At 44.4% G+C, this 24840-nt stretch carries 21 protein-coding genes and 1 pseudogene; 16 read left to right on the top strand and 6 right to left on the bottom strand.

Translation table 11 applies throughout. The features are described from left to right. Positions 1-3: 3 nt before the first annotated feature. The 4 genes from QZR76_RS08095 to QZR76_RS08080 form a co-directional block, all read right to left on the bottom strand. Positions 4-1314, bottom strand: coding sequence for an aspartate kinase (locus QZR76_RS08095; protein WP_294142083.1), 1311 nt, complete (start codon positions 1312-1314; stop codon positions 4-6). A 232-nt stretch (positions 1315-1546) separates the two neighbouring features. Continuing rightward, complete coding sequence (gene prmA, locus QZR76_RS08090) at positions 1547-2395, bottom strand: 50S ribosomal protein L11 methyltransferase (protein WP_294142082.1); 849 nt, start codon at positions 2393-2395, stop codon at positions 1547-1549. Between the two features lie 49 nt (positions 2396-2444). Further along, positions 2445-3806: a TrpB-like pyridoxal phosphate-dependent enzyme gene (locus QZR76_RS08085; protein WP_294142080.1), complete on the bottom strand. Its 1362-nt coding sequence runs from the start codon at positions 3804-3806 to the stop codon at positions 2445-2447. Positions 3807-4050: 244 nt separating this feature from the next. After that, the gene (locus tag QZR76_RS08080; RefSeq protein WP_294142078.1) at positions 4051-4464 is read right to left on the bottom strand and encodes a hypothetical protein; all 414 of its coding nucleotides are present in this window, start codon (positions 4462-4464) and stop codon (positions 4051-4053) included. A 327-nt stretch (positions 4465-4791) separates the two neighbouring features. Here QZR76_RS08080 and QZR76_RS08075 point away from each other — a divergent pair, with 327 nt between their 5' ends. Beyond that, positions 4792-5031: a hypothetical protein gene (locus tag QZR76_RS08075; RefSeq protein ID WP_294142077.1), complete on the top strand. Its 240-nt coding sequence runs from the start codon at positions 4792-4794 to the stop codon at positions 5029-5031. 429 nt (positions 5032-5460) lie between these two features. Here QZR76_RS08075 and QZR76_RS14075 read toward each other — a convergent pair. Continuing rightward, positions 5461-5694 (bottom strand): annotated as a pseudogene (locus QZR76_RS14075) (ATP-binding protein); the annotation flags it as partial. A 181-nt stretch (positions 5695-5875) separates the two neighbouring features. On the opposite strand from QZR76_RS14075, the gene QZR76_RS08065 reads away from it, so the two are divergent. From QZR76_RS08065 to QZR76_RS08020, 10 genes are all read left to right on the top strand, one after another. Continuing rightward, positions 5876-6136 carry a hypothetical protein gene (locus QZR76_RS08065; RefSeq protein WP_294142074.1) on the top strand — a complete coding sequence of 87 codons (261 nt, stop codon included), beginning with the start codon at positions 5876-5878 and terminating at the stop codon, positions 6134-6136. Then, positions 6137-6334: a DUF6549 family protein gene (locus QZR76_RS08060; RefSeq protein ID WP_294142072.1), complete on the top strand. Its 198-nt coding sequence runs from the start codon at positions 6137-6139 to the stop codon at positions 6332-6334. 79 nt (positions 6335-6413) lie between these two features. Then, positions 6414-7622: a site-specific integrase gene (locus tag QZR76_RS08055; protein ID WP_294142070.1), complete on the top strand. Its 1209-nt coding sequence runs from the start codon at positions 6414-6416 to the stop codon at positions 7620-7622. A gap of 523 nt (positions 7623-8145) precedes the next feature. Beyond that, on the top strand, positions 8146-8727 hold the full coding sequence (locus tag QZR76_RS08050; protein ID WP_294142069.1) for a DUF3575 domain-containing protein: 582 nt from the start codon (positions 8146-8148) through the stop codon (positions 8725-8727). A gap of 12 nt (positions 8728-8739) precedes the next feature. Then, positions 8740-10167 carry a DUF3868 domain-containing protein gene (locus QZR76_RS08045; RefSeq protein ID WP_294142067.1) on the top strand — a complete coding sequence of 476 codons (1428 nt, stop codon included), beginning with the start codon at positions 8740-8742 and terminating at the stop codon, positions 10165-10167. Between the two features lie 64 nt (positions 10168-10231). Then, positions 10232-11908, top strand: a complete 1677-nt coding sequence (locus tag QZR76_RS08040) for an Mfa1 family fimbria major subunit (RefSeq protein WP_294142065.1) — start codon at positions 10232-10234, stop codon at positions 11906-11908. A 250-nt stretch (positions 11909-12158) separates the two neighbouring features. Continuing rightward, the gene (locus tag QZR76_RS08035; RefSeq protein WP_294142063.1) at positions 12159-13226 is read left to right on the top strand and encodes a FimB/Mfa2 family fimbrial subunit; all 1068 of its coding nucleotides are present in this window, start codon (positions 12159-12161) and stop codon (positions 13224-13226) included. A gap of 21 nt (positions 13227-13247) precedes the next feature. Beyond that, positions 13248-14411 (top strand): hypothetical protein, encoded by a 1164-nt coding sequence (locus QZR76_RS08030; protein WP_294142061.1) that lies wholly within the window; start codon positions 13248-13250, stop codon positions 14409-14411. 532 nt (positions 14412-14943) lie between these two features. After that, positions 14944-17550, top strand: a complete 2607-nt coding sequence (locus QZR76_RS08025) for a hypothetical protein (protein ID WP_294142059.1) — start codon at positions 14944-14946, stop codon at positions 17548-17550. A 194-nt stretch (positions 17551-17744) separates the two neighbouring features. Next, positions 17745-19274 carry a hypothetical protein gene (locus QZR76_RS08020; RefSeq protein WP_294142057.1) on the top strand — a complete coding sequence of 510 codons (1530 nt, stop codon included), beginning with the start codon at positions 17745-17747 and terminating at the stop codon, positions 19272-19274. Positions 19275-19937: 663 nt separating this feature from the next. On the opposite strand, the gene QZR76_RS08015 is transcribed toward QZR76_RS08020, so the two are convergent. Continuing rightward, entirely contained in the window at positions 19938-21128 is a 1191-nt protein-coding gene (locus QZR76_RS08015; protein ID WP_294142056.1) for an ATP-dependent 6-phosphofructokinase, read from the bottom strand. Positions 21129-21254: 126 nt separating this feature from the next. On the opposite strand from QZR76_RS08015, the gene QZR76_RS08010 reads away from it, so the two are divergent. The 5 genes from QZR76_RS08010 to QZR76_RS07990 all read left to right on the top strand — a co-directional run bounded on the left by QZR76_RS08010 (position 21255) and on the right by QZR76_RS07990 (position 24791). Beyond that, positions 21255-22385, top strand: coding sequence for a glycosyltransferase (locus QZR76_RS08010; RefSeq protein WP_294142054.1), 1131 nt, complete (start codon positions 21255-21257; stop codon positions 22383-22385). Further along, complete coding sequence (locus QZR76_RS08005) at positions 22376-22996, top strand: sigma-70 family RNA polymerase sigma factor (RefSeq protein ID WP_294142052.1); 621 nt, start codon at positions 22376-22378, stop codon at positions 22994-22996. The genes QZR76_RS08010 and QZR76_RS08005 overlap by 10 nt, the downstream gene beginning before the upstream one ends. Next, positions 22983-23663 carry a hypothetical protein gene (locus QZR76_RS08000; RefSeq protein WP_294142050.1) on the top strand — a complete coding sequence of 227 codons (681 nt, stop codon included), beginning with the start codon at positions 22983-22985 and terminating at the stop codon, positions 23661-23663. The genes QZR76_RS08005 and QZR76_RS08000 overlap by 14 nt, the downstream gene beginning before the upstream one ends. 90 nt (positions 23664-23753) lie before the next feature. Further along, positions 23754-24347, top strand: coding sequence for an OmpH family outer membrane protein (locus QZR76_RS07995; protein ID WP_294142048.1), 594 nt, complete (start codon positions 23754-23756; stop codon positions 24345-24347). A gap of 63 nt (positions 24348-24410) precedes the next feature. Next, positions 24411-24791 carry an SRPBCC domain-containing protein gene (locus tag QZR76_RS07990; RefSeq protein WP_294142046.1) on the top strand — a complete coding sequence of 127 codons (381 nt, stop codon included), beginning with the start codon at positions 24411-24413 and terminating at the stop codon, positions 24789-24791. Positions 24792-24840 lie beyond the last annotated feature (49 nt).

Genomic DNA, 24840 nt, shown 5'->3' with positions numbered 1-24840 from the left:
GGATCATACTTTTTGATTTAATGCTTTTAAAGCTTTCCGCTTGTCTTCCTGCTTTACGAGTAAAGAGATGCTGTGTTCGCTGGCTCCGTATGAGATCATATGTAACGGGATCTCTTGCAATACATGTAATGTTTGGCCGGATACGCCTGCCTTGTCTACGTTGAAGTTACCTACGACACAAATAATAGTCAGGTTATGTTCAATTTCTACTGTCCCGTATTGTCGGAGGTCTTTCAGTATTTCTTCAAGGTGTGAGGTATCGTCGATTGTCAGAGAGATAGCGACCTCGGAGGTAGCGATCATGTTAATAGAAGTTTTCCATGACTCGAAGATTTCAAATACCTTTTGGACAAATCCGTAAGCTAACAGCGTGTGACTGGATTTGATACGAATCGATGTAATACCGTCTTTTGCGGCGACTGCTTTTATATCCTGTAAAGGGCTGTCTTTCGTGATTAACGTCCCCTCGTCTTCCGGGCATATTGTGTTTTTGAGTCTTACCGGAATGTTGGCTTTTTTTGCCGGTTGAATACTGGAGGGGTGTAGGATTTTTGCTCCGAAATAAGCTAATTCTGCCGCTTCGTCGAAAGATAGAGAACGTAAAGCTTTTGTGTCCTCCACATACCTCGGATCGTTGTTATGCACTCCGTCGATGTCTGTCCAGATTTGGATTTCGTTTGACTTTAAAGCGGCGCCGATAAGGGCGGCCGAATAATCGCTTCCCCCTCTTTTCAAGTTATCGATTTCTCCGTAAGCATTTCGACAGATGAATCCCTGGGTGATAATGATCTCTCTGGTGTCCGGAGAAGAAAGCAATCGGTTTAGATTTTGTTGTATATAGAAATAATCCGGTTCTCCGTCTTTGTCGATACGCATAAAATCCAGGGCTGAAATCAGGGTAGAAGGAATATTTTGTTCCTGAAGGTAATAATGCATCAGGGTTGTTGACAGGATCTCTCCTTGGGCAACAATTGCTTTTTCTTGCAGGGGATAAAAATCTTTATTAATGAACGAACGCAAATAAGTAAAAAGGGTTTGGATAAACTCCTTTCCTTTTCGGGTATATTCGAGACTATGGAATAATTCGCTATTCACGATCAAGTAATTGATCTCCATATCTTGGATAAGATCTGCCGCTTCCTGTTTTTCATTGCGATATAAGGCGTTCGTGATTTCCAATAGGGTATTGGTCGTGCCCGCCATGGCTGAAAGAACGGTGATGTTCGGTTCCCGGATTCCCGAAATTAATTGAGCTACACTTCGAATGCGTTGGGCTGTACCCACGGATGTTCCTCCAAATTTTAATACGTTCATGATATTTTATATATGTGATGTGATATGAAATAAAAAAGCCCGTGTAATTTACACAGGCTTTTTCCACAGTTTTGACTGAAAACAGTTCATCGGCCTGCAAAGAATCTTTGCATGCACATAAGTTTGTATGAGTTGTTAGTAAATATCATTATCCTTTATTTTTTTGCCGATGCAAATTTATACATCTGTTTTCAATTTGCAATAGGTTGTTAAATATTAAACAAATTTACTTTTATTTGTTGAATATTACAACGGTCCAATTCTCTTTCACTTTGTGGGATTTGAACCGGAGTCCCAAATTTTCTGCTTCTTTCTGGATTTTAGGCAGGTCTTGCAAATAGAATCCGCTCATGATTAAATAACCATTTTCATTGAGGACGGAGGTGTAGCAATGCATATCATTTAGCAGAATATTACGGTTTATATTGGCCAAGATGATGTCATAATCTTGTTGTTCCTGGAGTAAGTTTGCATCTCCGATTCTTATGCGTACGTTAGATATGTGGTTGGTTTTTAAATTTTCCATGGCATTATCGTATGCCCATTCGTCGATATCGATTCCGGTTACCCGGGATGCGCCCGATTGTGCGGCCATAATAGAGAGGATTCCCGTTCCGCATCCCATATCCAGTACTTTTTTATTTTTGATTTCCGGTTTAATATCCAGTATGGTTTCGAGCATAAGGGCTGTGGTCGCGTGATGACCGGTACCGAAACTCATCTTGGGATCGATGATGATTTCGTGCTCTATACCGGGAATGGAAGCGTGAAATCCGGCTCTGACTAAAATCCGGTCTTTGACGATGATCGGGGTGAAATTTTCTTCCCACACCTTATTCCAGTCTTGATCCTCAATTTGAGTTATTTCCCATTTGATTTGATATTCTTGTTCGAAGAAGGGGAGAATCTCCATTTGTGAGATGGTATCTTCGTCGTATTGTTTGCTGGGAATGTAAGCTTTAAATCCTTTGTCTGTATAAGAAAAACTATCGTAGCCTAAATTGCCGAGTTCCGAAATAAGAGCATCCGTGATGTCTTCCGAATAGGGGGTGATGTAAAAATTGACTTCCGTGTAATACATGCTATCTAATTTTTTGCAAAAGTAGCAAAAAATTAGATAGCTATGCTCTTCACATGAGTTTATCCAATTCTTTTAAGGACTGGTTAATTTCTATATCTGAGATTTGAAAATCCGAGAGATTCCCGTTCAGATATTGTTCATAAGCGAACAAATCGATCATGCCATGTCCGGATAAATTGAAAAGGATGGTTTTCTCTTTCCCTTCTTTTCTGGCAATTAAAGCTTCCCGTATGGTTTGTGCTATGGCGTGGGTTGATTCCGGTGCCGGAATGATACCTTCGGTTTTGGCGAATAAGATACCGGCCTTAAACGTTTCCAATTGCGGGATAGACACGGCTTCTATCAAGCAGTCTTTCAGAAGTTGACTCACGATCATGCCTGCCCCGTGGTAACGTAATCCTCCGGCGTGGATATCTGCCGGTTGGAAATCGTGTCCCAGGGTATACATCGGTAATAAAGGGGTTAGACCTACACTATCTCCGAAATCGTAGTGGAATTGTCCTCTGGTTAATTTCGGACAGGATTGCGGTTCGACAGCGATAATGCGGGTGTTTTTATTCTCTTTTAGTTTTTCGCGTATAAAAGGAAAAGAGATTCCGGCAAAATTAGAACCGCCTCCAAAACAACCGATGATGATATCAGGCTCCTCCTCTGCTTTTTGCATTTGTAAAATGGCCTCTTCTCCGATAATCGTTTGATGCAGCAGTACATGGTTTAATACACTACCTAAGGAATAATTTGTATACGGGTCTTTGGCTGCCATTTCTACGGCTTCGGATATGGCAATGCCTAAGCTGCCTGATGAATCGGGATGTTCCTGTAATATTTTTCTTCCGGCTTCGGTAAGTGTACTGGGGGAAGGGATAACATCAGCACCCCAGGTATTCATCATCAGTTTTCGATAAGGTTTCTGACCGTAGCTAACTTTTACCATAAATACTTTCAGATCGATTCCGAAATGTTGACAGGCAAAACTGAGTGCGGATCCCCATTGTCCCCCTCCGGTTTCCGTTGTCATCCGTTTGATACCTTGTTTATAGTTGTAATAGGCCTGTGGAATAGCCGTGTTGGGTTTATGCGATCCGGCTGGGCTTGTTCCTTCGTTTTTAAAGTAAATTTTAGCGGGTGTGTCGAGGGCCTTTTCTAAAGCGTAAGCTCTCACGAGTGGAGTTGCTCTCCATATTTTGTACAATTCTTGAACTTCGTCGGGAATCTCGATATAGGGTTCCGTTGCGAACTCTTGATCAATAAGCTCTTGGGCGAATAGAGGGGCGAGGTCCTCTTTTTTTAAGGGAAGTTTTGTTCCCGGATGGAGGGCCGGCAACGGTTTGTTCGGCATATCGGCCACGATGTTATACCATTGGGTCGGCATCTCTTTTTCCGAAAGCAAAATTTTTTTGGTCTTTTTCATGATAATAAAATTTATAAGTGAATAAAAAAGAAGCGAGCCTACTGTAGTAAACAATAGGCTCGCCTGAAATCTTTATGCAATACAATTACATAACCTCATCGTTTACTACGAAGTTTAAACAGGTGCCACCACCAATTTAAGGTTATGTATTGTTTTCTCATCACGTTTCGTGTTCTATTTGTGAGCGCTAATATAGAATATTCTTTTTTTCGACACAATAATTTTGTCGGGTATTTAGGTTTTATTAGGGTTCTTTATTCTCTTTGCAGCATGCTAACCGATCCTCCAGCTTCCCGATTTCCCGGTTTAGTAATTTGATCTCTTGATCTTTTTGGAGAATAAGTTCCTGTAAATATTCTATCTTTTGTTCTTTTTTGATACATTCTTCACAAAATCCGTAAGCATTCCGGTTAATGTAACGTACGATTCTTTGATCATTAAACATGTTTCCGATACTGGTTATAAACCAATTGGCATTTAGTTCCGGATAGAGCTCAATAATCCGAATGATATGTTTTTCCGAAATTTTTTCTCTGCAATTGATCCAATTACTGATTTGTTGCCGGGTTTTTAAACCTAATTGTGAGCGCAATTCCTCTTGACTAATATGTTTTTCTTCTAAAAAATTGCCAAGTCTTTGATTTATTGTCATATCCATGATAGAACGATTCTAAATTTCAATACATGTATTGATTATTGTATATATTTATTCGTAAAATCAATACTTTTGTCCTAAATGTCGTTTATAATTTAATGATAAATATGGATAATTACCATAATTAGGAGGATTAGATTATTTAAAAGGAACTGTCATGCAACCAGACAGTATTTATAAAGTGTGCAGGGTGTCGGTGATTTATTTCATCGGCACTTTTAATTTTTCAAGAAAAGAACGGGACAAAGAGAAGATTTTAGGTGAAACTTTTTGTAGACACATCCGTAATGGAAAGTGTTGGAACAACTTGTTAATTTAAACTGGGAAAAAATGAAAACTTGGAGAAGAATAGGATGGGTTAATTTGTTAATGGTCGTTGCGGCTTTAACCTTTGTTGCTTGTGGAAATAAGCAGAAAAATCAGAATGCAGACCAAAAGTCGACAACGCAGTCTCAGTCGGCTCCTGATTCTACGGATGTTGTTGTGGAGGAATCGGAGGTTCTTATCGTAACGGATAGCATCGCCCCCGATACAACGGCTCCGGCGAAGCAAACCAAACCTACGAAGTAAGGAAAAGAGGCGGTCTCTATTTGGACTACTCTTTTGGTTTTTAACTGATTGATTATCAGTGCTGGTTTTGCTGAGAATTGCGCATCTGTCTTTGTAAGTATACATAGATGGCGTTGACAGCCAACTAATTGCGAATACAAAGGTATATGAAATTTTTGGATTGAAACACAGAAAGAGAGTCTCTTTTACCGGAATGCGTATACAAAACAAAGCGACGTGTGTAGGGGGGCAATTTTACCGTACATGCGCCGCTTACTTAATCCGCTGATTATTATTCGTCTATATTGGTTGATGTTACGTACTCTCCATTGCTATTGGTTGCAGTCGGAGTTCGGTATTGTCCACTTGCCGAATCAGGAATATCTCCTTGAAACGGGTTTGATGAGCAAGCCTATGTGCTCGTGTTCGAGAATGTATTCCATGCCTTTAGCGGGACGATGCCCCGCGTATAAGGCGTTGGATGGCCGCATCGGTGCGGTAATCCCATTCCCTGGCAAGCAACATGTGCAGAAAGGAGTCGATTGTCATTGTCTCGGCCATAGTAGAGGTTAGGCTTTCAGTGGAGGCGGTAATCATGCCGCGGAGTTTCATATGGTTCATCAGTTCGACCGTCAACGTGTTGCGGGACAGTTTAAAGCTCGTGCTTATCTGCTTTATTCCCATCCCCAATGCATGACATTGGAGAATGTTTGCTATCTTTGTTGCATAGTAGAATGATTTTATCCCACCGGTCAAGACGGGAATCAAATCTACGAAAAACACCTCTGTCAGACAACGTTCGGCAGGGGCATTTTTATGTTGGTATCAAGGGGGATGTTTATTTGGCACAAAGGGGCAGAATCGCTTGGTTTATGGGGGCAGCTTCCGCTGGATATTCCAGATGGCGGCTTTCGTGATTCTCGGCGGAGTCATATGGTTACGACACCGACATGTCGTGCGGCTGAGGACGGAACGGTACCGTTACCAATCAAATAGTACGGCGCTTGCTTCCGAGACATTGCGGTTGACTCTCGGCGCGTATAAGCGGTTCAGGGCGGAAGATGCCGCTATCCGCGATACGGTCGTAGGGCGGGATACAGTTTCGGTTCTGAGACGGAAAGTGTAGATGATTACGCCGTATATCCGGTTGGCCGGTATTATCGAGAATAACCGGCCGCATGGTAAGATGCGGGTAGCGGTGACGTTGCATCAGGCTGTATGGATAGAATACCGAGGTTGGTGGTTTTGGAGTCGGGTGAAGGCGGTCTATCAAACGATTTCGGGTGACAATCCGTATGCGGAATCAGGTATTCCGAATACATAGGAATACGTAAAAATAAAAATAGGAGCCTTCATTTTTTTAATGAAGGCTTTTTTATTGGCTGAAATCAAAAACAAATCGTATGGCAACAGTAAAAGTGAAATTTCGTGCTTCTACCATCCCAACGAAGGAAGGCACAGTATTTTATCAAGTGATTCATAACCGTGTGGTACGACAAGTCAATCCCGGTTACAAACTCTACCCGCATGAATGGGATACGGCAAACGCGGAAATCGTCTTTCCTCCGGGTATAGAAAGCGGTCGCCGGAATTATCTTTTTTCCTTGAAAAGCGCTTTGGCGGAAGATGTCAGACGTTTCAAAGGCATCATCACCCGCTTCGAACGGGCGGCCCGGAACTATACGGCCGAAGAGGTGGCGGAACGCTTCCTTGTCTCGGCGGACAGCGGAGGGTTCATGTCGTTTGGCCGTGAACTTGTGCGGCAGTTGAAACAAATCTGCAAAATGCCTACCGCCGAGCGTTATACGACCGTCCTGAACAGTTTCGAACGGTTTCTCGGGGAGAAGGACGTTCCTCTGGACGAGGTGGACTCCCACCTGATGGTCGAGTATGAAATCTTTCTGCATGCGAATGATGCGTGTCCGAATACCTCATCCTACTATATGCGGGGATTACGGGCCATCTACAACCGTGCCGTCGAAAAGGAACTGACCATACAGCGCAGCCCTTTCAAGCACGTCTATACAGGAATCGACAAGACCGTCAAACGTGCCGTGCCCTTGAAAATCATCCGGCAGATAAGGAAACTCGACCTGACATTGTTTCCGGCCATGGACTTCGCCCGGGACATTTTCATGTTCTCGTTCTACACACGCGGAATGTCGTTTGTGGATATGGCCTACCTGAAAAAGAAGGACCTGCAAAACGGTATACTATCATACCGCAGGCAAAAGACGGGTCAGCTACTTTTCATCAAATGGGAAAGACCGATGCAGGAGATCATCGACAAGTACGATACGGGCGGGAGTCCCTATCTGCTGCCGATTATAAAGAACATGAATGCGAATGAACGCTGGCAGTACAAGAATGCCGCGCATCTGGTCAATAGTAAGCTTAAACGGCTCGGTGAAAAACTGGGACTGGCCATGCCCTTGACGAGTTATGTGGCCCGCCATGCGTGGGCTTCCATCGCCAAAAGCAAAAACGTGCCGCTGGCAACCATCAGTGAGGCTATGGGGCACAATTCCGAGAAAACTACGCAAATCTATCTGGCTTCACTGGATACGTCCGCTGTGGATAAGGCCAACAGCCAGATATTGAAATCTTTGTAAGTGATGAGGTCGCCGGAGTTTGTCGGACAATAGTAAAGTTCTCTTTTTAAGAGAAATAGTACGCAGTTGCAAAATTAGTGAAAACGTGGCAAACATTAAATTTCGGACAGATAAAAAAAAAAAAATGCCTGCACAAATTAAAAATAGCGTAAGTCTGCTTTGTAACCCGTAAAATTCTTTTTAAGAGAAATAGCATACAGACGCAAAATTAGTGAAAACGCTGAAAACGACAATGAAAACCGATAAAAAAAAATCGGTTTTCAAAAATGAATCTGGTCGGATGTTAAATGAATACTGGAATTTGTTGTACAATTCTGCCATCCTTTAACTATAACTCCCTAAAAATAAGGCAATATTATTTCTGTCTTTCTCTTAAAAAGAGAAGTGGTTAGAAAAAGTTGTATGTATATCAAGAAATGCCGTGTCGTGTTAATTTTCTTGTATTTGCATACGCATTATACATGTATTGCAAATGATTGCCATAGAAGGATATATAAAACAACATATGTAACATATAATGGATATGAGACTGAAATTAACTGTCATCGCTGTCATGCTGACGCTTTTTTCGAGTGTCAAGGCGCAGGATGTAGCATTGAAGACGAACCTGCTCGCCGATGGCTTTTTCAACCCGAACCTCGGTATCGAGGTGGGGCTTGCTCCGAAATGGACTTTGGACATTACGGGACAATTCAATGCGTGGACTCTCTCGCACGACCGTCGCTGGAAACACTGGGCCGTGCAGCCCGAGGTCCGTTATTGGCTGTGTGATCGTTTCGGCGCACATTTTTTCGGTGCGCATTTACATGGCGGACAGTACAACATCGGCGGTTTCGATGGCAAAATCAACATTTTTGGGACGGATGCCCGGAAACTGAAGGATTCTCGTTATCAAGGCTGGTTTGTAGGTGCGGGCGTGGCATACGGCTATGCATGGATTCTCGGTCACTATTGGAACTTGGAGGCGGAAATCGGTTTCGGTTATTCCTATACCCGTTACGATAAGTTCCGGTGTGCAGGATGTGGGAAAAAGATAGAAACGAACAAGCCGCACCACTACGTGGGACCCACCAAGGCGGCCATTAACCTGGTTTATCTATTCTAAATTGCAACGAACATGAAAAAGACGATATTCATACTGGCAACCTTGCTGGGCATGGGAAATATGTCGGGAGCGATGGCGCAAGACACAAAAAACATTCTACCCGGTGTTTCCATCGAGAATTTCAATATGAATCGTAACGGCAAATACCTTACTGTAGAGATGGATGTCGATTTGACCGCACTCGACGTGGACGCCAACCGCGCCGTACTGCTTACCCCTCGATTGGTCAATGGTGCGGATTCTTTGGACTTGCCGTCGATAGGTATTTACGGACGCCGTCGGTATTATTATTATGTACGAAATGGTATAAGCACCATTTCGGGCGGGTCGGAGAAGTCATTCCAAGTATCGAAAAAACCGGAACAACTGGAGTATAACAACCCTATTCTCTACGAAGATTGGATGAACGGAGCCACGCTCAAGCTACATCGTAGCGACTGGGGATGTTGTCAGGAAATACTGGCGGAATACGAAGGCGATTTGGGAAGCCACCATGAGGCGTTTTTCCCCGAACTGGTATTCGTGCAGCCCAAGGCAGAAATCATGAAAAGCCGTTCGTTATCCGGTTCGGCATACATCGATTTCCCGGTGGATCAAACGGTGATTTATCCCGACTACCGTCGGAATACGGTCGAGTTAGGCAAGATACAGGCGACCATCGACTCCGTGTGCGATGACAAGGATGTCACCATCACTTCCGTGTGGTTAAAAGGGTACGCCTCGCCGGAGAGCCCCTACAAACATAACACGGAACTTGCCATCGGACGTACCGCCGCACTCAAAAAGCACATAGGACAACTATACCGTTTTGCGGATAACGTCATCCAAACCGATTACGAGCCTGAGGACTGGGCCGGATTGCGCCGTTACGTGGAACAATCGAATATCGACCACCGCGCGGAGATTCTGGCTTTGATAGACAGTGATATGGAACCGGATGCCAAAGAGACGAAAATTAAGCGCACTTACCCCAACGAGTATCGCTTCATGCTGCAAAATTTCTATCCCGCGTTGCGCCATACCGACTACCGCATAGACTACAACATCCGCACGTTCAGCGAAGTGGATGAAATAAAACGCATCATGGCGGAGCAGCCGCAGAAATTGAGCTTGGACGAGTTTTACCTCGTTGCCGGAAAGTATGAACCCGGCACGGACGAGTTCACGGATGTCTTTCAAACGGCGGTGCGCATGTTCCCGAACGATGAAACAGCCAACCTGAACGCCGCCAACGCCGCCATCCGCCGTGATGATTTCGGGACGGCACGCAAGTATCTCGACAAGGCCGGCGACTCCGCCGAGGCTGTCTATGCACGTGGAGCGCTTGCCGTGCGGGAGGGAGATTACGATACGGCACGCCGCTACCTCGGCAAGGCGAAAGAGATGGGACTTGAACAGGCCGGCAGGACGCTTGACGAACTGAACGAAAGGCAGAAATGACATCAAATCAATAATATAAATCAAAAGAGAAGAAACATATTTTCAAACAATTTAATTTAACGATATGAAAAAGAACTTTTTATTTATATCTGTGTTGGCATCCCTGTTTATCGCGGGATGCTCACGGGATGAGATTGCTCCGAACGAGGAGGATGTAGGCAACGGTAAGGCTAATACCAGCTACATTGCCGTAAACCTGGTGTCTTCAGATGTTGCACGTGCACGTGCCTCTTCCGGTTACCAGGATGGAGAAGATTATGAAAACAAAGTTACCAAAGTTCGTTTCTATTTCTTCACCGAAAACGGTGCCGCCACTGATGTCAAACTTCAGGGCTCCACTTATGTAAATTACTACGACTGGCCGAACGTGGAGCAGATAGGTGGCTCGATTGACACGGATGATATTGAAAGTAAACTCAAGGCCACTATTGTCATCAGCACCAAGTCCGGAGACAAACTTCCCCAGATGATGGCGGCTGTGCTGAATCCCACCACTGATTTGGGCAACGAGTCAAAGAGTCTTGATGACCTAAAGGCGATTTCCAAAGATTACGCTTCCGATGACTTCACCAAAGAGGGCTCGTTCGTTATGTTCAACTCCGTATATGGAAATAATGGTGCAGAGGTCTGCGCTGTTCCCGTAAAGGCTGAAAATCTGTGTAAGGAAGAGTCTGAGGCCAAATTACATCCCGTCACCATATATGTTGAGCGCAGTGTGGCCAAAGTTACGGTCAGTTTAGGTGATGCAGTAAAACTCGCTGGTACTGGCAAACTGCCACTGAAAGATAAGAACGGGAATGCACTCACGGCCGACGGAAAGCAGGTTTACCTAACCCTTGAAGGCTGGGCCCTGACCGCAGAAACCGATAACAGTAGACTTGTCAAGAAAATTAATCCCGCATGGCCAAGTGATTGGTGGAACGGCACACACCGCAGTTTCTGGGCCATGAATTCTTCTAATGCAAAGAACAAGTATCGTAAGTACGCCGATATCCCTACTGCCATTGACACTGTATTGTACACCAATGAGAACGCCGCTAAGGCTAGTGGTAGTGATGTTGCCGAACTGGCCAAAACCAAGGTTATCCTAAAGGGTTTCCTCTGCAATGAAGACGGCTCTCGCTTGACTTTGGTAAGACACATGGGTTCCCACTATGCCGATACGTATTCCGAGATTCCGTCTGAAAACCTCCCCCTCCTGAAGGCGAGTATCCTTGCCCAGCTGAAAGCCAATGGCTATAACTACTATTATGGAAACAGTACAACGCGTACACAGATTGGTACCGACGATCTTCAGATTGTAATTGCTAAACAGCTGGAAGAAGAGAACAGTACGAACAACTGTTATGTATATGCCCAACTGACAGAAGTCGCAAAAGGGAAAACATGGTACAATTCTGCGGATCGAACTGTAACAGATACTATTAAAGTAGATACAATTAACAAGAAACTTAAGAACAAGGATATAGTTGACTGGGCTTTGGTTTGGAAATCCGGTATGACCTACTATTATTACGAGATTATTCATAATGGTGAAGGTGAAAATGCTACTAAGGGCGTAGTCCGCAACCACGTGTATAAGACAAACGTGACAAAGATAGCTGGCTTCGGCACCCCAGTCTACGATCCTGAGCAGGAGATTTATCCCGAGAAGCCCGACCCCAATGATCACTACATTGCGGCTGAAGTCAAGATTCTGTCCTGGCGCATTGTCAATAATGACTATGCTTTGGATTGGTAATGAACCTGACCGCCCGAAGGCGTTCCTGATACTTATGATGAGTGGGAAACGGCTACCGTCTCCCACGCATCATACAATAATCAAATAAATAAACACAGTACCTGCCCACTGGCACACAAGGGAGGTGCGGCATCGGAAACCTGAACATAAAGCAGGTATCCCACTTGACGAGGAAATCCGGATGCGGAAGTTCCGCACATCATACATATATAAGTAACACTGGTATAAACTATACAAAAGAGTATACGATATGGATATACAGGCATTGATAAGGAATGTGGTAGTGAAGGTCGGCGTGGCGTCGGTCTGCCTGTTGGTTCTTCCGTCATGCAGTAACAACTGGCTCTATGAAGAAGAAGGCGATTGTTCGGTGTATTACCGGCTCAAATTCCGCTACGACAGGAACCTGAAGTGGGCGGATGCTTTTGCAAACGAGGTTTCATCGGTGCATCTGTATGCCTTCGACACGTCGGGTATACTGACATGGCAGCGGGAAGAACAGATAGATCCGTTTACGGCGGAGAACTATTCGATATCGCTCGATCTGCCGGCCGGCGACTATCGACTGTTGGCATGGTGCGGTCTCAGGAACGACGGCGGGCACGAAGAGTCCTTCTCCGTACCTGAAGCCCGTGTCGGCGAGACCCGGATGGAGCAGTTGCAATGTGCGTTGAACCGCCAGCATGACGAGTCCGGTGCCTACAGCAAAGAAAGGCTTTATCGACTCTTTCACGGCACTTTGGATGTATCGCTGCCTTCTAACGACGACGGAGGCAGTTACGACTATACCATGTACCTGACCAAGAACACCAACCATATCCGCATCATACTGCATCATCTATCGGGAGAGGATGTGGATGTCAATCAATTCACCTTCCGCATAGAGGACGAGAACGGGTTGATGGCTCATGACAACGAGTTGCTGGAAGACGAGAACATCACTTACCGTCCTTGGAAAATGCAGAACGGCGAGGCCGGCCTGGGGAAAGCCGATTCCCGTGCCATCATCCATGTAAAGGGTGCCATCGCTGACCTGACTGTAGGACGCATGATGGAAACGCATCGTGAAAAGATGTTCCTTACAATCACCAATCGAGAGGGCGGGATTGTGGCCCGCATCCCGGTGATCGACCATGTGCTGCTGGCGAAAGACTATTACGAGGAGGAGTACAATCGCACGATGACCGATCAGGAGTTTCTGGACCGCGAGGACGACTATGTGATGACATTCTTCCTCGACGAGAACAACAAGTGGATTAGCAGCTACATACTGATTCAATCTTGGCGGGTGGTGCTGAGTAACGTTGAAGTTGAATAATTAGGAAGAGGGATTGGACTGATGAAACCGAACATTATACATTGCATTGCAGTCTGCCTGGCGGCATTCGCACTGCCTTTTATGGTGGCGTGCAGCAGTCAGGAAGAATCCTTACCGGAGGACACTACGGAAGCTGCTCTTTATTTGAATATAGAGCCGATTGTACAGACGAGGTCGGAACTGGCAGAACTACCCGACAACGAAAAGATGAAAAGTATGCGCGTCGTGATCCTGCATGTTGATGGGACGGTGGAACATAACGAATTTTATCGGTTGGGCGCTGCGGTAGAGCGAAAATACATATTACTTAAGGTAAAACCCAACGAAAAGAAAAAGATATTCCTCTTCGCCAATGAAGAGAGCGTATCAACTGTAGAAGGCGTAGCGGGGCCAAACCAAACGCTGACCGGTTTCTTCGACAATTATGCAGAGAGTTCGTCCGGCTTTGAAACTGCGGTGAACGGGCTCTATTTTGCTCCGGACTACTCGGGCGGAAAACCCATCCCGATGTCCTCCATGTACGAAATAGATTTCCCTGAAAAAGGAAGTTTCTATGGCATGTTCTACGTGGTACGTGTCGCCACCAAGTTCACGGTGAACTTTATGAACTGGCGTGGCGAGAAAGTGACTGTGAACAATTTCACCATAGCGAGCCATGCCGACAAGAACTTTCTGATGGCGCATGTCGATGACAGCGAACAGAACCGACAATTATTCAATGGGAAAACTTGGATAAATTGGTTGAAGGAGGTTTCCGACGCTTCGTCCGAAAATGACGATTACGCCACCACGGAAGCCGCCGGCTGGTTGAAGGACTACCAATTACCTACACAAGCGGATAAGACAAAGACCTATACCCACGGGACGGTTACTTTAGGAGTACCGGCAGTTGATATGGTAAACCCTGATAACTCAAAACCGGGTGTAGCAGAGAATGTTCCCGTTTTCTACCTGCCCGAGAGCATGAACCCCAAGGCGGGTACAACGGATGGCGAGCAGGAGTACACCCTGACAATTAATATAGACGGAAGGAGTGAACCTTTTGTCTACACGCTGCCCAACTTGAAGGCACTTTTTCGTAACACCCATGTCGTGGTGGACATAACATTGTATAATAGTAATGAAATCGTAGTTGATGTGATTCCATATAGCGAAAAATTCCTTTATCCAGCATTTGGATTGTAAAAAAATAAATGGAAAGAAGTATATGAAGAAGAGTTTTACACAATTTATGATTGTCTTCCTGATGAGTTTTACCGTTGCAGGTTGTCAGGACGAATTTCTGAAGGAAGAAACCATAGGCGAAGGTCACGCGATGGTTTCCGCCACATTGGACTTCAAACCCATGTCCTCGGCGCTTGCCCGTGCACGGACTGCCGGGGATGCCCTAAAGGATATCAGCTCTCTGCATGTATTGTTGTATGATTATGAAACAAAGGCACTGAAAAAGAGCTGGGAGATAAAAGGATACACCATGTCCGATGAAGACCGTAAAAACACGGATGCGGAAAACGGGCACAGCGCGGAAGAAAAAACGAGACGCGCCACTTTCAAACTGCCGGAAGAAATCGAATTCGGCAAGTATTATATGTATGCCGTAGCGAACATCCCCGACTTACTTACAAACTCGAAGTACTCTGAAGCCATAAAAACAGTGGAAGACCTCAAGAATATTCCCCTCGCATGGGATTCCGAAAACATAGCTAACAATGGCCAGATGATAGGCTTTTTTACAAAAAAATCTGCTCCCGCTCTATCAGCGGACGACGAGTCTCTTGTAGTGAATGAAAAAAGCGTAAAACTCCACGCGTGGGTGCGCCGTGCGGCTTCCAAAGTGACCATCGCTTATGACGGCTCGAACCTCAAAAAAGATGTATCCATCTATATTATGGCTGCCTCCATAAAGGACATACCCAGATCATGTCCGCTGGGAATGCCTAATACACCTGCCCACAATGATTTACTCGTACATGACGGAGGTATTATAAAATATTTCGAGAGCGATATCCAACCCGATGTGGACGGTTTCAAAGACCATTATAAGGCCGTTATCACTAACCAAACGCCGACATACGGGTCGGATCATTCGGAAACGGCTGATGCTCTCTTCTTCTACGAGAATATGCAGGGCGAAGGTAAGGACAAGACGCAGACGGCCCCCGGACCGGGAAATAACAACGGCAATGACCATGCCATAGGCTATCCCAATCCGGATAAAGATGTCGAGGGTTCCGGCTGGAAAGACAACAAACCTTACGGCACTTATATCGAGGTCAAGGCGATATACCAATCGACGAATACCGAGCGCCCCGGAAACGGAATCATAACTTATCGCTTCATGCTCGGCAAAGACATATACAGGGACTACAACGCAGAACGTAACCATCACTACAAACTGACCCTGAAATTCAACAATTTCGCCAATGATTATGACTGGCACATAGAATACAAGGAACAGGTCCTTGAGGTGACAGAGCCTAAAGTGATGAATTACCAGGGAAAGGTCTTCGTTCCTGACAATTCATTGCCCAATCGCGGGCATAAGTTCAGTGACAAAAACACTGTAACAGTTACGAGCTATATAGAGGAGAACGAGAAAATAAAGATGGATTTCTCGATAAAGTACCGTGACTCCGGTAAGGCGGATTTTTCCGATGCTTCCGAGTGGCTCGAATGCGTTATTGAAGATGGCGATGTCCCATACGAGAAAAAGGTGGGGTTCAAAGTCAAAGAAGAGAGACTGCAACCCGATGAAAAAATAAACATAAATGCCAAACTGCAATCCGCTCCCTCGAAAGGTTCGAAAGACGCCCCTTACAATCTTGCAGATCCGAATGGTACACCTAACAGTATCGTCTGCACGGCCAACTGCTACATGGTCGATGCTCCGGGATGGTATATCTTTCCTTTGGTATATGGCAATGCGATTCACAATGGGATAGATAATAAAAGTTCCTACACGTATACCGGCGGAAGTACTGGTGATAATATATTGTCAGTGTTCAGGAACCATCTCAATAAGCCTATTACAAGTCCCTATATCAAAAAAAACGAAGGTTGCAACCCCACAAACGCATACTTCGTATGGCAGGACGTGAACGATCTTCTGCGTCCAAGCTATACGTGGGAAAGTGAGCCGCATGACGAATCCCCGACATATTTACCGGATGCTTACGATGGAAAAGGAGGAATCAGATTCTATGTTGGTGCGAATATTAAGCAGGGAAATGCCATTATAGCGATAAGCGACAAGGCACCTGAAAAAGTAAATGATGGTACGTGGAGGGTTATTTATCCCAATGCTATATGGAGCTGGCACATCTGGGTAACCCGTCTCGATGTCGAGGACAGCGACAAGACTATCAAGGTCACCGCCCATGATACTAATCGCAAGTTTGAATTCATGCCGATGAATCTGGGCTGGTGTTCCGAAGACGGAGAGGAAATAAAGTATTACAAAGAACGCGAGTGTGAGGTCCAGTTTATTTCCGGTAATAAGACCCAGACGATAAAGATTGTCAAAAAATCGCACATGGCTTTCACCCGTGGCAATAATCCCTATTACCAGTGGGGGCGCAAGGATCCTTTCGGTGGAAGAACAGAAGACAGGGTTAATAAGAAGAGATGGAATTACATAGGATATGATGTCAACGATAATCCTCCGCTGCTCACAGGTTACTTCGATGATTCAAAGTTGACCACACGTGCTGCCCTGCACTTGCTTATACAGAAACCAGATACATGGCACAATCCACCACGAACAACGGGGACGGGAGGACATGATTTTGACAGCGACAACAAAACATACGCCAATCTGTGGGAAGGACGCCCCGGAACAGACCCGTCAGCTCAAATTCTTAAGACTATATATGATCCATGTCCGGTAGGTTATCAGGTATCCCATTATAATGCTTTCACCGGCTTCACGACCACGGGTGATAACACCGATTACTCTCCGGAATGGTACGATGTGCGGGTTGAGAATATCGCTGACTACGATGAGACGACCCAGTCGTGCGGAATATATTCGGATAACCTCTACGAGTTTTATACGAATCCCGATAAATACCAGTCGATCATATTCCCCCAGACCGGTTATCGGGATTGGAATAGTTATGCGGATGTCTATCATTTGGACAAGATTGGCTATGTCTGGGCAGCGGGAAATGTGAAAAATGACGACAACAACTCTTACAATTTCGAGTTTTCGCGCATGGATGAAGGACGCAATAGCTATGTACGCCCGAAAAACACCTTCTATCCTTGTGACGGCTTCCCCGTGCGTCCGGTCCGCAACGGTAACCACGGCATAAACACGCCTTAAAGTTTGTCGTTATGCAAGATGCCGAGTTTCGTTATAGCACCGTGCAGGAACGGTACCGTATTGTCAAGATGGCCGTGAAAGAAATCCGCGAACAGGAAGAGTTGGAAAACCTCATGACGGCCCTCGCCTCCGGCAACGCGGAAGAGCTGGATGCGTATTGCGGCGAGGACAAGGTTATCCGCGTCAATAACGATTTGCAGCTCGGGTTAGCAGGAGACATCACGCTTACCATTCCGGATGGATATGCACTTGATGGTACGGGGCATAACCTGACAGTCACCGGTGGAGATTTGACGATTAGCGGTGGTGTGAGTGATTTGTACATCACCAGAAAAAGCAAAATCAATCGGAGCAGCCTTGAAAAAGAGAACGGGTCTAACCGGGTAAGAGGGTGCAAGCCGGAGACGGAAGCAAAATATCGTTCAGCACTGGAGTTGTACACTGCCACTGATCTTTCCTATGTCGAGATATGTCGGCAGTGCGGAGTTTCTCTCAGCGGATTTTCCCGATATATCCGTACCTATCATCGCCATTTGATGCTGAAACGAAAGGGTATCAAATACAGTCTGGAGGAAGCCGGCAGTATTAAAATAAGTCAGCGATGCGGACAGCATCCCGAAACACATGCCAAATACAAGGAGGCTATTGCGGCGTGTGACAGCATGGAATATATTGCATGCAACGTATCGCAGATTGCCCGTGAATTCGGATTGGACGGTACGAACCTTGCCAGACAGTTGATTACACATTATCCCGACGTGCTGGAATTTCGTGAGCGGACACGTCAACAGTTGGGTTTGAACGATAACCTGCCGCGCGGTATGCGCCAGTGGTGCAAAGAACAGTATGCCGAGGCGGTGGAACTTTTGCGTGCCGACCGTTATATCACGGTACAGGATGCCGCCAAGCGTTGCAATGTCTCCTACGCCGGATTGAAACAACACTTGATATTCTACCACAAGGAGTTGGTTGAAAATCGCATCAAGATACGCGAGCGGGCTGTAAGACAGCAATGCAAGGGCAAGATAACGGGGCGTGGAACACTTCATGCCCCTTCCCCTGAAACAATTGAGAAATATGCGGAAGCTCTACACTGGTACCGCACTACGCCGTTGTCCGCCAGAAAGATAGCCAAGCAGGCGGGGGTGTCGATAAAAGGGTTTTACGAATACTTGCAAACATGGCACAAGGACTTGGTTTGCAGGCGAAAAGGTATTCCTTACGAGGAAGGCAAGCCTGTGGACTGGTCAGCCGTTCGAAGATATAACCCTGCTACGGCAGCCAAATACGCGGACGCCATAGCCCGGTTGAAAGAGGGCGGACTTACAACGGCAAAGGTCGCCGCCGAGTTCGGTCTGCATCCGGAATGCTTTAGACAATACCTGAAAGAACACGAGCCGGAACTGCACGCCAGCTTGGGAATGAAAAAGACGGAGAACGGTAAAATGGTATCGCCTCAAAGCATGGAGAAATACAAGGAAGCCATACACCTGTATGAAACGACCCCGGAATCCTTGAAATCCATCGCCCGCCGTTTCGGACTGCACGCCTGCTCGCTGGGACAATTTATCAAACGGCATTTCCCCGAACTTATGGAACGCCGTAACCTGCGGGAAAAAGAAAGGAACCGGAAAGGCGAAAAAGAGCGGTCGGAATCTACCGAACTCGCCTTGAAAAAGGAGACCGAGGAAAAAGTGCCTCCTACAGGCATTGGTCCCGCGTAACTCGGCGTATTTTTTCGCATTGTTGGAACTGTTGATGATTTGGTTGTTTTTGATGCGTTTTTTTTTCTTTGAAACGTAATTCGAGATAGTCTGAAGAACTGACTTGACCTTGCCCTCCGATTGGGTTTGTTTCACTTCGTCAAAGCAATGTGAATGTTGAACCGGAGACCTGTTGCGTTCTTCCGATTCCCGCGTGTCGGCCATATGTAGGTATTTGGTACGCAAATCGAACAACAGTTTGTTCTTGGCAGTCGCTTCCGCACGGCCGACACGGAAACTCTGTGATTTGGCGTCTCAATCCTCTAATGAACCGGTAATATTTAATACCCTTGGTATGCGGGTATAGCCGGTTTTAAAGAATATCATCTCCAGCTTGACCATTTTCTGGTCCTTGGGGTTTTGTTTGCCCCGGATGTTGATCGTGTACATAAAAGGATAACGTGTTAGTTAAATGGTACTTTTAATTCGCCTTGGTAGGCATCAAGTCAGCTTAATTAACCTACATAGAAGCCTATTTGAAAAGTGTAGGACTCTCGGCGAAATAGTGGTTATACGGTTTAATCCGTACTTGTATCGTTTGTTAACACGTTATCAATCAGTGAATTTTAAGCAAAATTAAAATTCATTTCGAAAAAAAGGAAACCCACAAAGAGACCGCTTTTTCTATAAGATCATTTGGGGCATAAATTCGAAACTGTTGTATTTGGGTCGAAGTCGTTCCGTGTTATAGAACTTTTGAACGTCGACTAATTTTTTCGAACTGGTGACGATTTCTATGGGCGCGTTGTCGTAGCGGCCGTTCCTAAGGATGACCAATCGTCCGTGTAACCCTTTGTTGATTAAGTCTAACGCGAGATTTCCGTACGCCATAGGGACAATGGAATCTAAGGCATCCGGATCTCCGCAGCGTACGAGGTAGCCTAATTTTTGGGTAATCGTGTCGATGGCTTCTCCCCGATTGAATTGTGGGGTTAATTCTTTTAATTGCTGGGAGATCAGGTCTCCTATTCCTCCTAATTTTTTATGTCCGAACATATCTTTTTCTTCGCTTTGGAAAATCATATCTCCTCCGGAGTAAGTCGCTCCTTCCGAAACTAAGACGACAGAATACCTGCTTGGGTTGGTAAACCGGTCTTCGCAAAGCAGCTCCGTCAATAGCTCAATGTCGAATTGGTATTCGGGGATAACGCAGCGGTTGGCAGCTCCGGCTAATGTGGGTAGCATGGCCGTGAATCCGGCATATCGACCGAACACTTCCAGAACCAGAATACGTTCGTGCGAACCGGCGGAGGTTCTCAGATCGTGGGTAAGGGAGATGGTTCTGGTAATACAGGTACTGAAACCAATACAATAATCGGTTCCGGGTACGTCGTTATCCATTGTTTTGGGGATGGCGACGACTCTTACCCCTTCCTGGCTCAATCTGACCGCGTAACTGAGGGTATCGTCTCCTCCGATGGGGATGAGAAAATCCACTCCGATGAAATCAAGGTTCTTGAGCACTTCCGGTGTTAAGTCGTTTATATCGTCCGTGTACTTGTCTTGCAAATGTTTCGGAACGCTAGCCTTGGGTACATGAGATGCCCGTGTTCTGGAGGTATGGAGAAAGGTTCCTCCCGTGCGTCCGGCTCTATTTACAATTTCTTCTGTTAATTCGAAAAAGTTATCCGAATTGTCATATGCCGGATCGCGGATGATGTCAATGAGTCCTTTCCAACCTCTCCGTATTCCGATTACTTTATAGCCTTCTCTCAGAGCTCTTATGGTTACGGCTCGTATGGCCGGATTCAGGCCGGGGACATCTCCTCCTCCCGTTAATATCCCGATAATTCCTTTTGTTTTTTGTCCTTTCATAGTATAGCTATTTGTGTTCGCAAATTCTCTTCTAATATAAATAAAATTGTTCAATAGATACGGTAATTTAAGGTTTAAGTATGTATATTTGTCCGATTTTTGCACGATTGAACAAATATTTGTATTATGGAGAATCTTCGGATTATATGGGAGGGGTATGGGTTTTACGGGTATATGGTGATTTTTCTGCTTTTTTTGTGGGGAATTCACCTGTTTTACGTCATATATAAGAGCATCTCCATTCTGGTCAAGGATAAAAAAAGAGCGGGAGGTACGGGAGAAGGGGTTTCGGTTATTATTGTTTCTCATAATAATGCCGGGTTCCTGAAGAAAAATCTGCCGAGTTTTTTAATGCAGTTTTACGACGACTACGAAGTCATCGTGGTGGATGAGTGTTCGGAGGACGATACTCAGGATATTTTAGCTGAAATGCAAAAAGCATATCCTCAATTACGTTATACGCGTATCTTTCCCGACACTAAATTTCGTTTTACGAAGAAACTGGCGATTAATATAGGTATACTGGCAGCAAAACATGACGTATTACTGTTTTCAGAGATCAATTGTCGTCCGGCTTCTTCTTTTTGGGTAAGAACAATGCAATCCTATTTTGATAAGGATACGGCGGTCGTATTAGGATTCTCCAATTACGCCGGAGATGGCCCCGGGATGATGAATCGGCGATGTTTTCGGCTATTGCGTTTTTTAAAAATGTGTTTTCTCGTGAAATCGAAAAAATATATTTTAGGAGATGGATGTAACATGGCGTATAGAAAATCGTATTATATAACGAACCGCGGTTTCACGGGAAATTCGCAATCATATTTAGGATACGATAACGATATGGTTAAGGAATTGTCTAAGTTTGGAAAAGTTCGAGTAGTTAAAGACCCGAATAGTTATGTAATTGTAGATGAAAACGATAAAAAGAGTGGAGCGGATGAAATTTCTTATTACTTTGCCAGTAAATTTAAATGGCCGATCCTGTTGCGTGCGCAAGTGGAAGGGGATGAGATTGTGCGTGTTTTATTTTACGGATTATCATTTTACTTTATAATTACGGGTGTTTTTGCGGAATATTTATTAATATTAGTTCTTTTAACATTTTTATTGGATTTTATATTGTTAAATATTTACTCTAAGCATCTAAAACAAAGAAAATTATTCCTAACTTCGTTAGTCGTAAGTACAGTGGGTTTTGCCTATCGATGGTACTGGAATGGATATTCATTTTTTAACAGAAAGAAATGGAGATAACGAATAATTTATCAGAAAAAGCGCTTTATGATTATAAAATTGTAAAGCGAGCGATTGGGGGTGACGAAAAAGCTTATGCAGAGTTGTTTAAAAGGTATAAAGATTCCGTCTATTTCATGATATTGAAGATGGTGAATAACCGTACCGATGCGGAAGATTTGATGTTCAAAGCATTTGAAAAGGCTTTCGCGAGTTTAAACTATTATTCTCCTCAATTTGCGTTCAGTACGTGGTTATTTAAAATTGCATCGAATAATACCATTGATTTTATTCGAAAGAAAAAAGCCTTAACCGTTTCTTTAGATAAAGATGATATCAATCCGGATGACCGGGGATATATCAATAGTGTCCCGGCGGATGTATTGAGTCCGGAAGAAGAGACAATCCGTAATCAACGCGCAGAATTTATGCGTGAAAAAGTGGCGATGTTGAAAGGACGTTATCGGAAATTGATAGAGTTACGCTACTTTGACGAATTTTCTTATGAAGAGATTGCCCAGGAATTGGCAATACCCTTAGGAACTGTTAAAGCTCAGTTGTTTCGAGCAAGAGAGCTATTGCTGAATATTTTGCAGAATAGTGAAATCGCTCGGGAAAATGAAAGAATTTAGATTATTCCTATTATTTTTCTTTTTTTATGGTATAAATAGTGTCAACGGGCAGGTTGAGAATCAGGATAAACTGTTTGTTACGGGAGTGGTATGTGATCGGGATAGTGTTTTTCCGCTTCGGGATGCCATCTGTCGATGGGAAGGGACTTACCGGGGAATGGACCGGGAGGGACGTTTTGCCTTTGAGGTAAAGCTGGGGGATACCTTGATCTTTTCTCACGTGGGATATGTACCCGTGAAAGTTGTCGTTAGCGATACGCTTACTCAAAAAGATTATCTGTTGGGAATTTTTATGACCCGAGATACTATATTATTGGCAGAGGTTGTTGTTATTCCCCGTTATTTATTGAAAGATTATAAGCCGGACGCCAGGATGGAGAATGCCCTGTATAACGAAAAAGGGATTGTTGCCGGGGCTTTTTCTCCGGTAACGAAGATGGACCGGGAAATGAATCAGAAAATGCAGATAGAGAAATTCGCTTATACGGTAGAAAACAAGGGACACGTGGACGTCGGATTTGGGGTGGGGGTACAGTCGGTAAGAATGATTCGTAAGCTTCATATCTCTCGTGAACTAAGTGAGCGGTATCGTCCGATTCGACAGAATGAAGTGGACCTGTTAAAGAAAATTTTTTATGTAGAAAAAAAGGAAAAACGAGCTAACTAAAAGAAGAAAGACTATCTTTGTAACTGAAACTATTCCCACCGGGAAAGCCGTTTCCAGTTAATCGATTTATTAATAACAAAGTTATATTTTATGAAAAATTTTTCGATAGGATTAAATGTGTTATTGTTAGTTGCCGTGGTCGTATTGTATATTTTGCATTTCGCAGGAAATACCAAAACAGGCAACGAATCGGAAGGAGTAAAAGTTGTTAATCCGGAAGCTAAAATCGTTTATATCAATATGGATACCTTGTTGAGCAATTATACTCAGTCGAGAGAATTGAATGAGGCTTTTTTGAAAAAAATAGAGAAGTATAAGACGGACATGAACGTGAAGATGAAGTCTCTGGTAAAGAGACAAGAAGAATATCAACGTAAGTTGGAAAATAACGGGTTCGTGACCAGAGAGAGTGCCAACCAAGAGTATTACGATATCGTACTTGAAAGCCAGAACATGGAGCGTTTGAAACAAGAGACGCAGGAGAGTATTTTACGTGAACAGAACGAAATCAATAAAAAGTTGTATGATGTCATTATTGCTTTTTTGAAAGAATACAACAAGGATAAAGGATATAGTTTGATCTTGAGTACAACCTTGGGAGGAACTGTTTTTTACGCGGAAGACGGATTTGATATAACACAAGACATATTGAAACAGTTGAATGCGCAATATAAGAAGAAATAAATTAAATAGATAAAAAGAGAAAAGGCTGAATAAATCAGCCTTTTCTTTTGTATGGAAAAGCTTATGGATTTTAAATATACAGTTGAAATAGTTGCTGATCCGGAAGAGGTTTTTGCGGCTTTGACCAATCCTTTTCAAATCGAGCTTTGGAGCGGTTATCCGGCACAAATGAAGGCTGAAAAAGGCTTTGTCTTTTCTCTTTGGGAGGGGGATATCTGTGGTGTGAACCTGGAGGTCGAGCCTCATAAGAGGTTGGTACAGGAGTGGTTTTTCGGAGAGACTGAAAATCCTTCGGTGGTAACGATTGAATTGAAGAAGAAAAAAGAGACGACTCACGTGGAGTTATTGCATACCCATATCCCGGATGAGGTGTATGATGAAATTGTGGAAGGCTGGAAAGAATATTATTGGGGTGCTATAAAGGGGATGTTGGAAATGTACTGATACAAAATCAGTAAAAATGCGGATGTATTGAAAAAAAATGTATCTTATT

Origin of the sequence: uncultured Sanguibacteroides sp. (genome assembly GCF_900543425.1) — a bacterium.
Classification (GTDB): domain Bacteria; phylum Bacteroidota; class Bacteroidia; order Bacteroidales; family Marinifilaceae; genus Gabonibacter.
This window is presented reverse-complemented; position numbering and strand designations above follow the sequence as displayed.

What these genes read in the sequence shown, in the direction of transcription:
- QZR76_RS08095 (WP_294142083.1), bottom strand. Translation starts at nt 1,314, where the DNA reads ATGAACGTATTAAAATTTGGAGGAACATCCGTGGGTACAGCCCAACGC.
- prmA (WP_294142082.1), bottom strand. Translation starts at nt 2,395, where the DNA reads ATGTATTACACGGAAGTCAATTTTTACATCACCCCCTATTCGGAAGAC.
- QZR76_RS08085 (WP_294142080.1), bottom strand. Translation starts at nt 3,806, where the DNA reads ATGAAAAAGACCAAAAAAATTTTGCTTTCGGAAAAAGAGATGCCGACC.
- QZR76_RS08080 (WP_294142078.1), bottom strand. Translation starts at nt 4,464, where the DNA reads ATGGATATGACAATAAATCAAAGACTTGGCAATTTTTTAGAAGAAAAA.
- QZR76_RS08075 (WP_294142077.1), top strand. Translation starts at nt 4,792, where the DNA reads ATGAAAACTTGGAGAAGAATAGGATGGGTTAATTTGTTAATGGTCGTT.
- QZR76_RS08060 (WP_294142072.1), top strand. Translation starts at nt 6,137, where the DNA reads ATGATTACGCCGTATATCCGGTTGGCCGGTATTATCGAGAATAACCGG.
- QZR76_RS08055 (WP_294142070.1), top strand. Translation starts at nt 6,414, where the DNA reads ATGGCAACAGTAAAAGTGAAATTTCGTGCTTCTACCATCCCAACGAAG.
- QZR76_RS08050 (WP_294142069.1), top strand. Translation starts at nt 8,146, where the DNA reads ATGAGACTGAAATTAACTGTCATCGCTGTCATGCTGACGCTTTTTTCG.
- QZR76_RS08045 (WP_294142067.1), top strand. Translation starts at nt 8,740, where the DNA reads ATGAAAAAGACGATATTCATACTGGCAACCTTGCTGGGCATGGGAAAT.
- QZR76_RS08040 (WP_294142065.1), top strand. Translation starts at nt 10,232, where the DNA reads ATGAAAAAGAACTTTTTATTTATATCTGTGTTGGCATCCCTGTTTATC.
- QZR76_RS08035 (WP_294142063.1), top strand. Translation starts at nt 12,159, where the DNA reads ATGGATATACAGGCATTGATAAGGAATGTGGTAGTGAAGGTCGGCGTG.
- QZR76_RS08030 (WP_294142061.1), top strand. Translation starts at nt 13,248, where the DNA reads ATGAAACCGAACATTATACATTGCATTGCAGTCTGCCTGGCGGCATTC.
- QZR76_RS08025 (WP_294142059.1), top strand. Translation starts at nt 14,944, where the DNA reads ATGATAGGCTTTTTTACAAAAAAATCTGCTCCCGCTCTATCAGCGGAC.
- QZR76_RS08015 (WP_294142056.1), bottom strand. Translation starts at nt 21,128, where the DNA reads ATGAAAGGACAAAAAACAAAAGGAATTATCGGGATATTAACGGGAGGA.
- QZR76_RS08010 (WP_294142054.1), top strand. Translation starts at nt 21,255, where the DNA reads ATGGAGAATCTTCGGATTATATGGGAGGGGTATGGGTTTTACGGGTAT.
- QZR76_RS08005 (WP_294142052.1), top strand. Translation starts at nt 22,376, where the DNA reads ATGGAGATAACGAATAATTTATCAGAAAAAGCGCTTTATGATTATAAA.
- QZR76_RS08000 (WP_294142050.1), top strand. Translation starts at nt 22,983, where the DNA reads ATGAAAGAATTTAGATTATTCCTATTATTTTTCTTTTTTTATGGTATA.
- QZR76_RS07995 (WP_294142048.1), top strand. Translation starts at nt 23,754, where the DNA reads ATGAAAAATTTTTCGATAGGATTAAATGTGTTATTGTTAGTTGCCGTG.
- QZR76_RS07990 (WP_294142046.1), top strand. Translation starts at nt 24,411, where the DNA reads ATGGATTTTAAATATACAGTTGAAATAGTTGCTGATCCGGAAGAGGTT.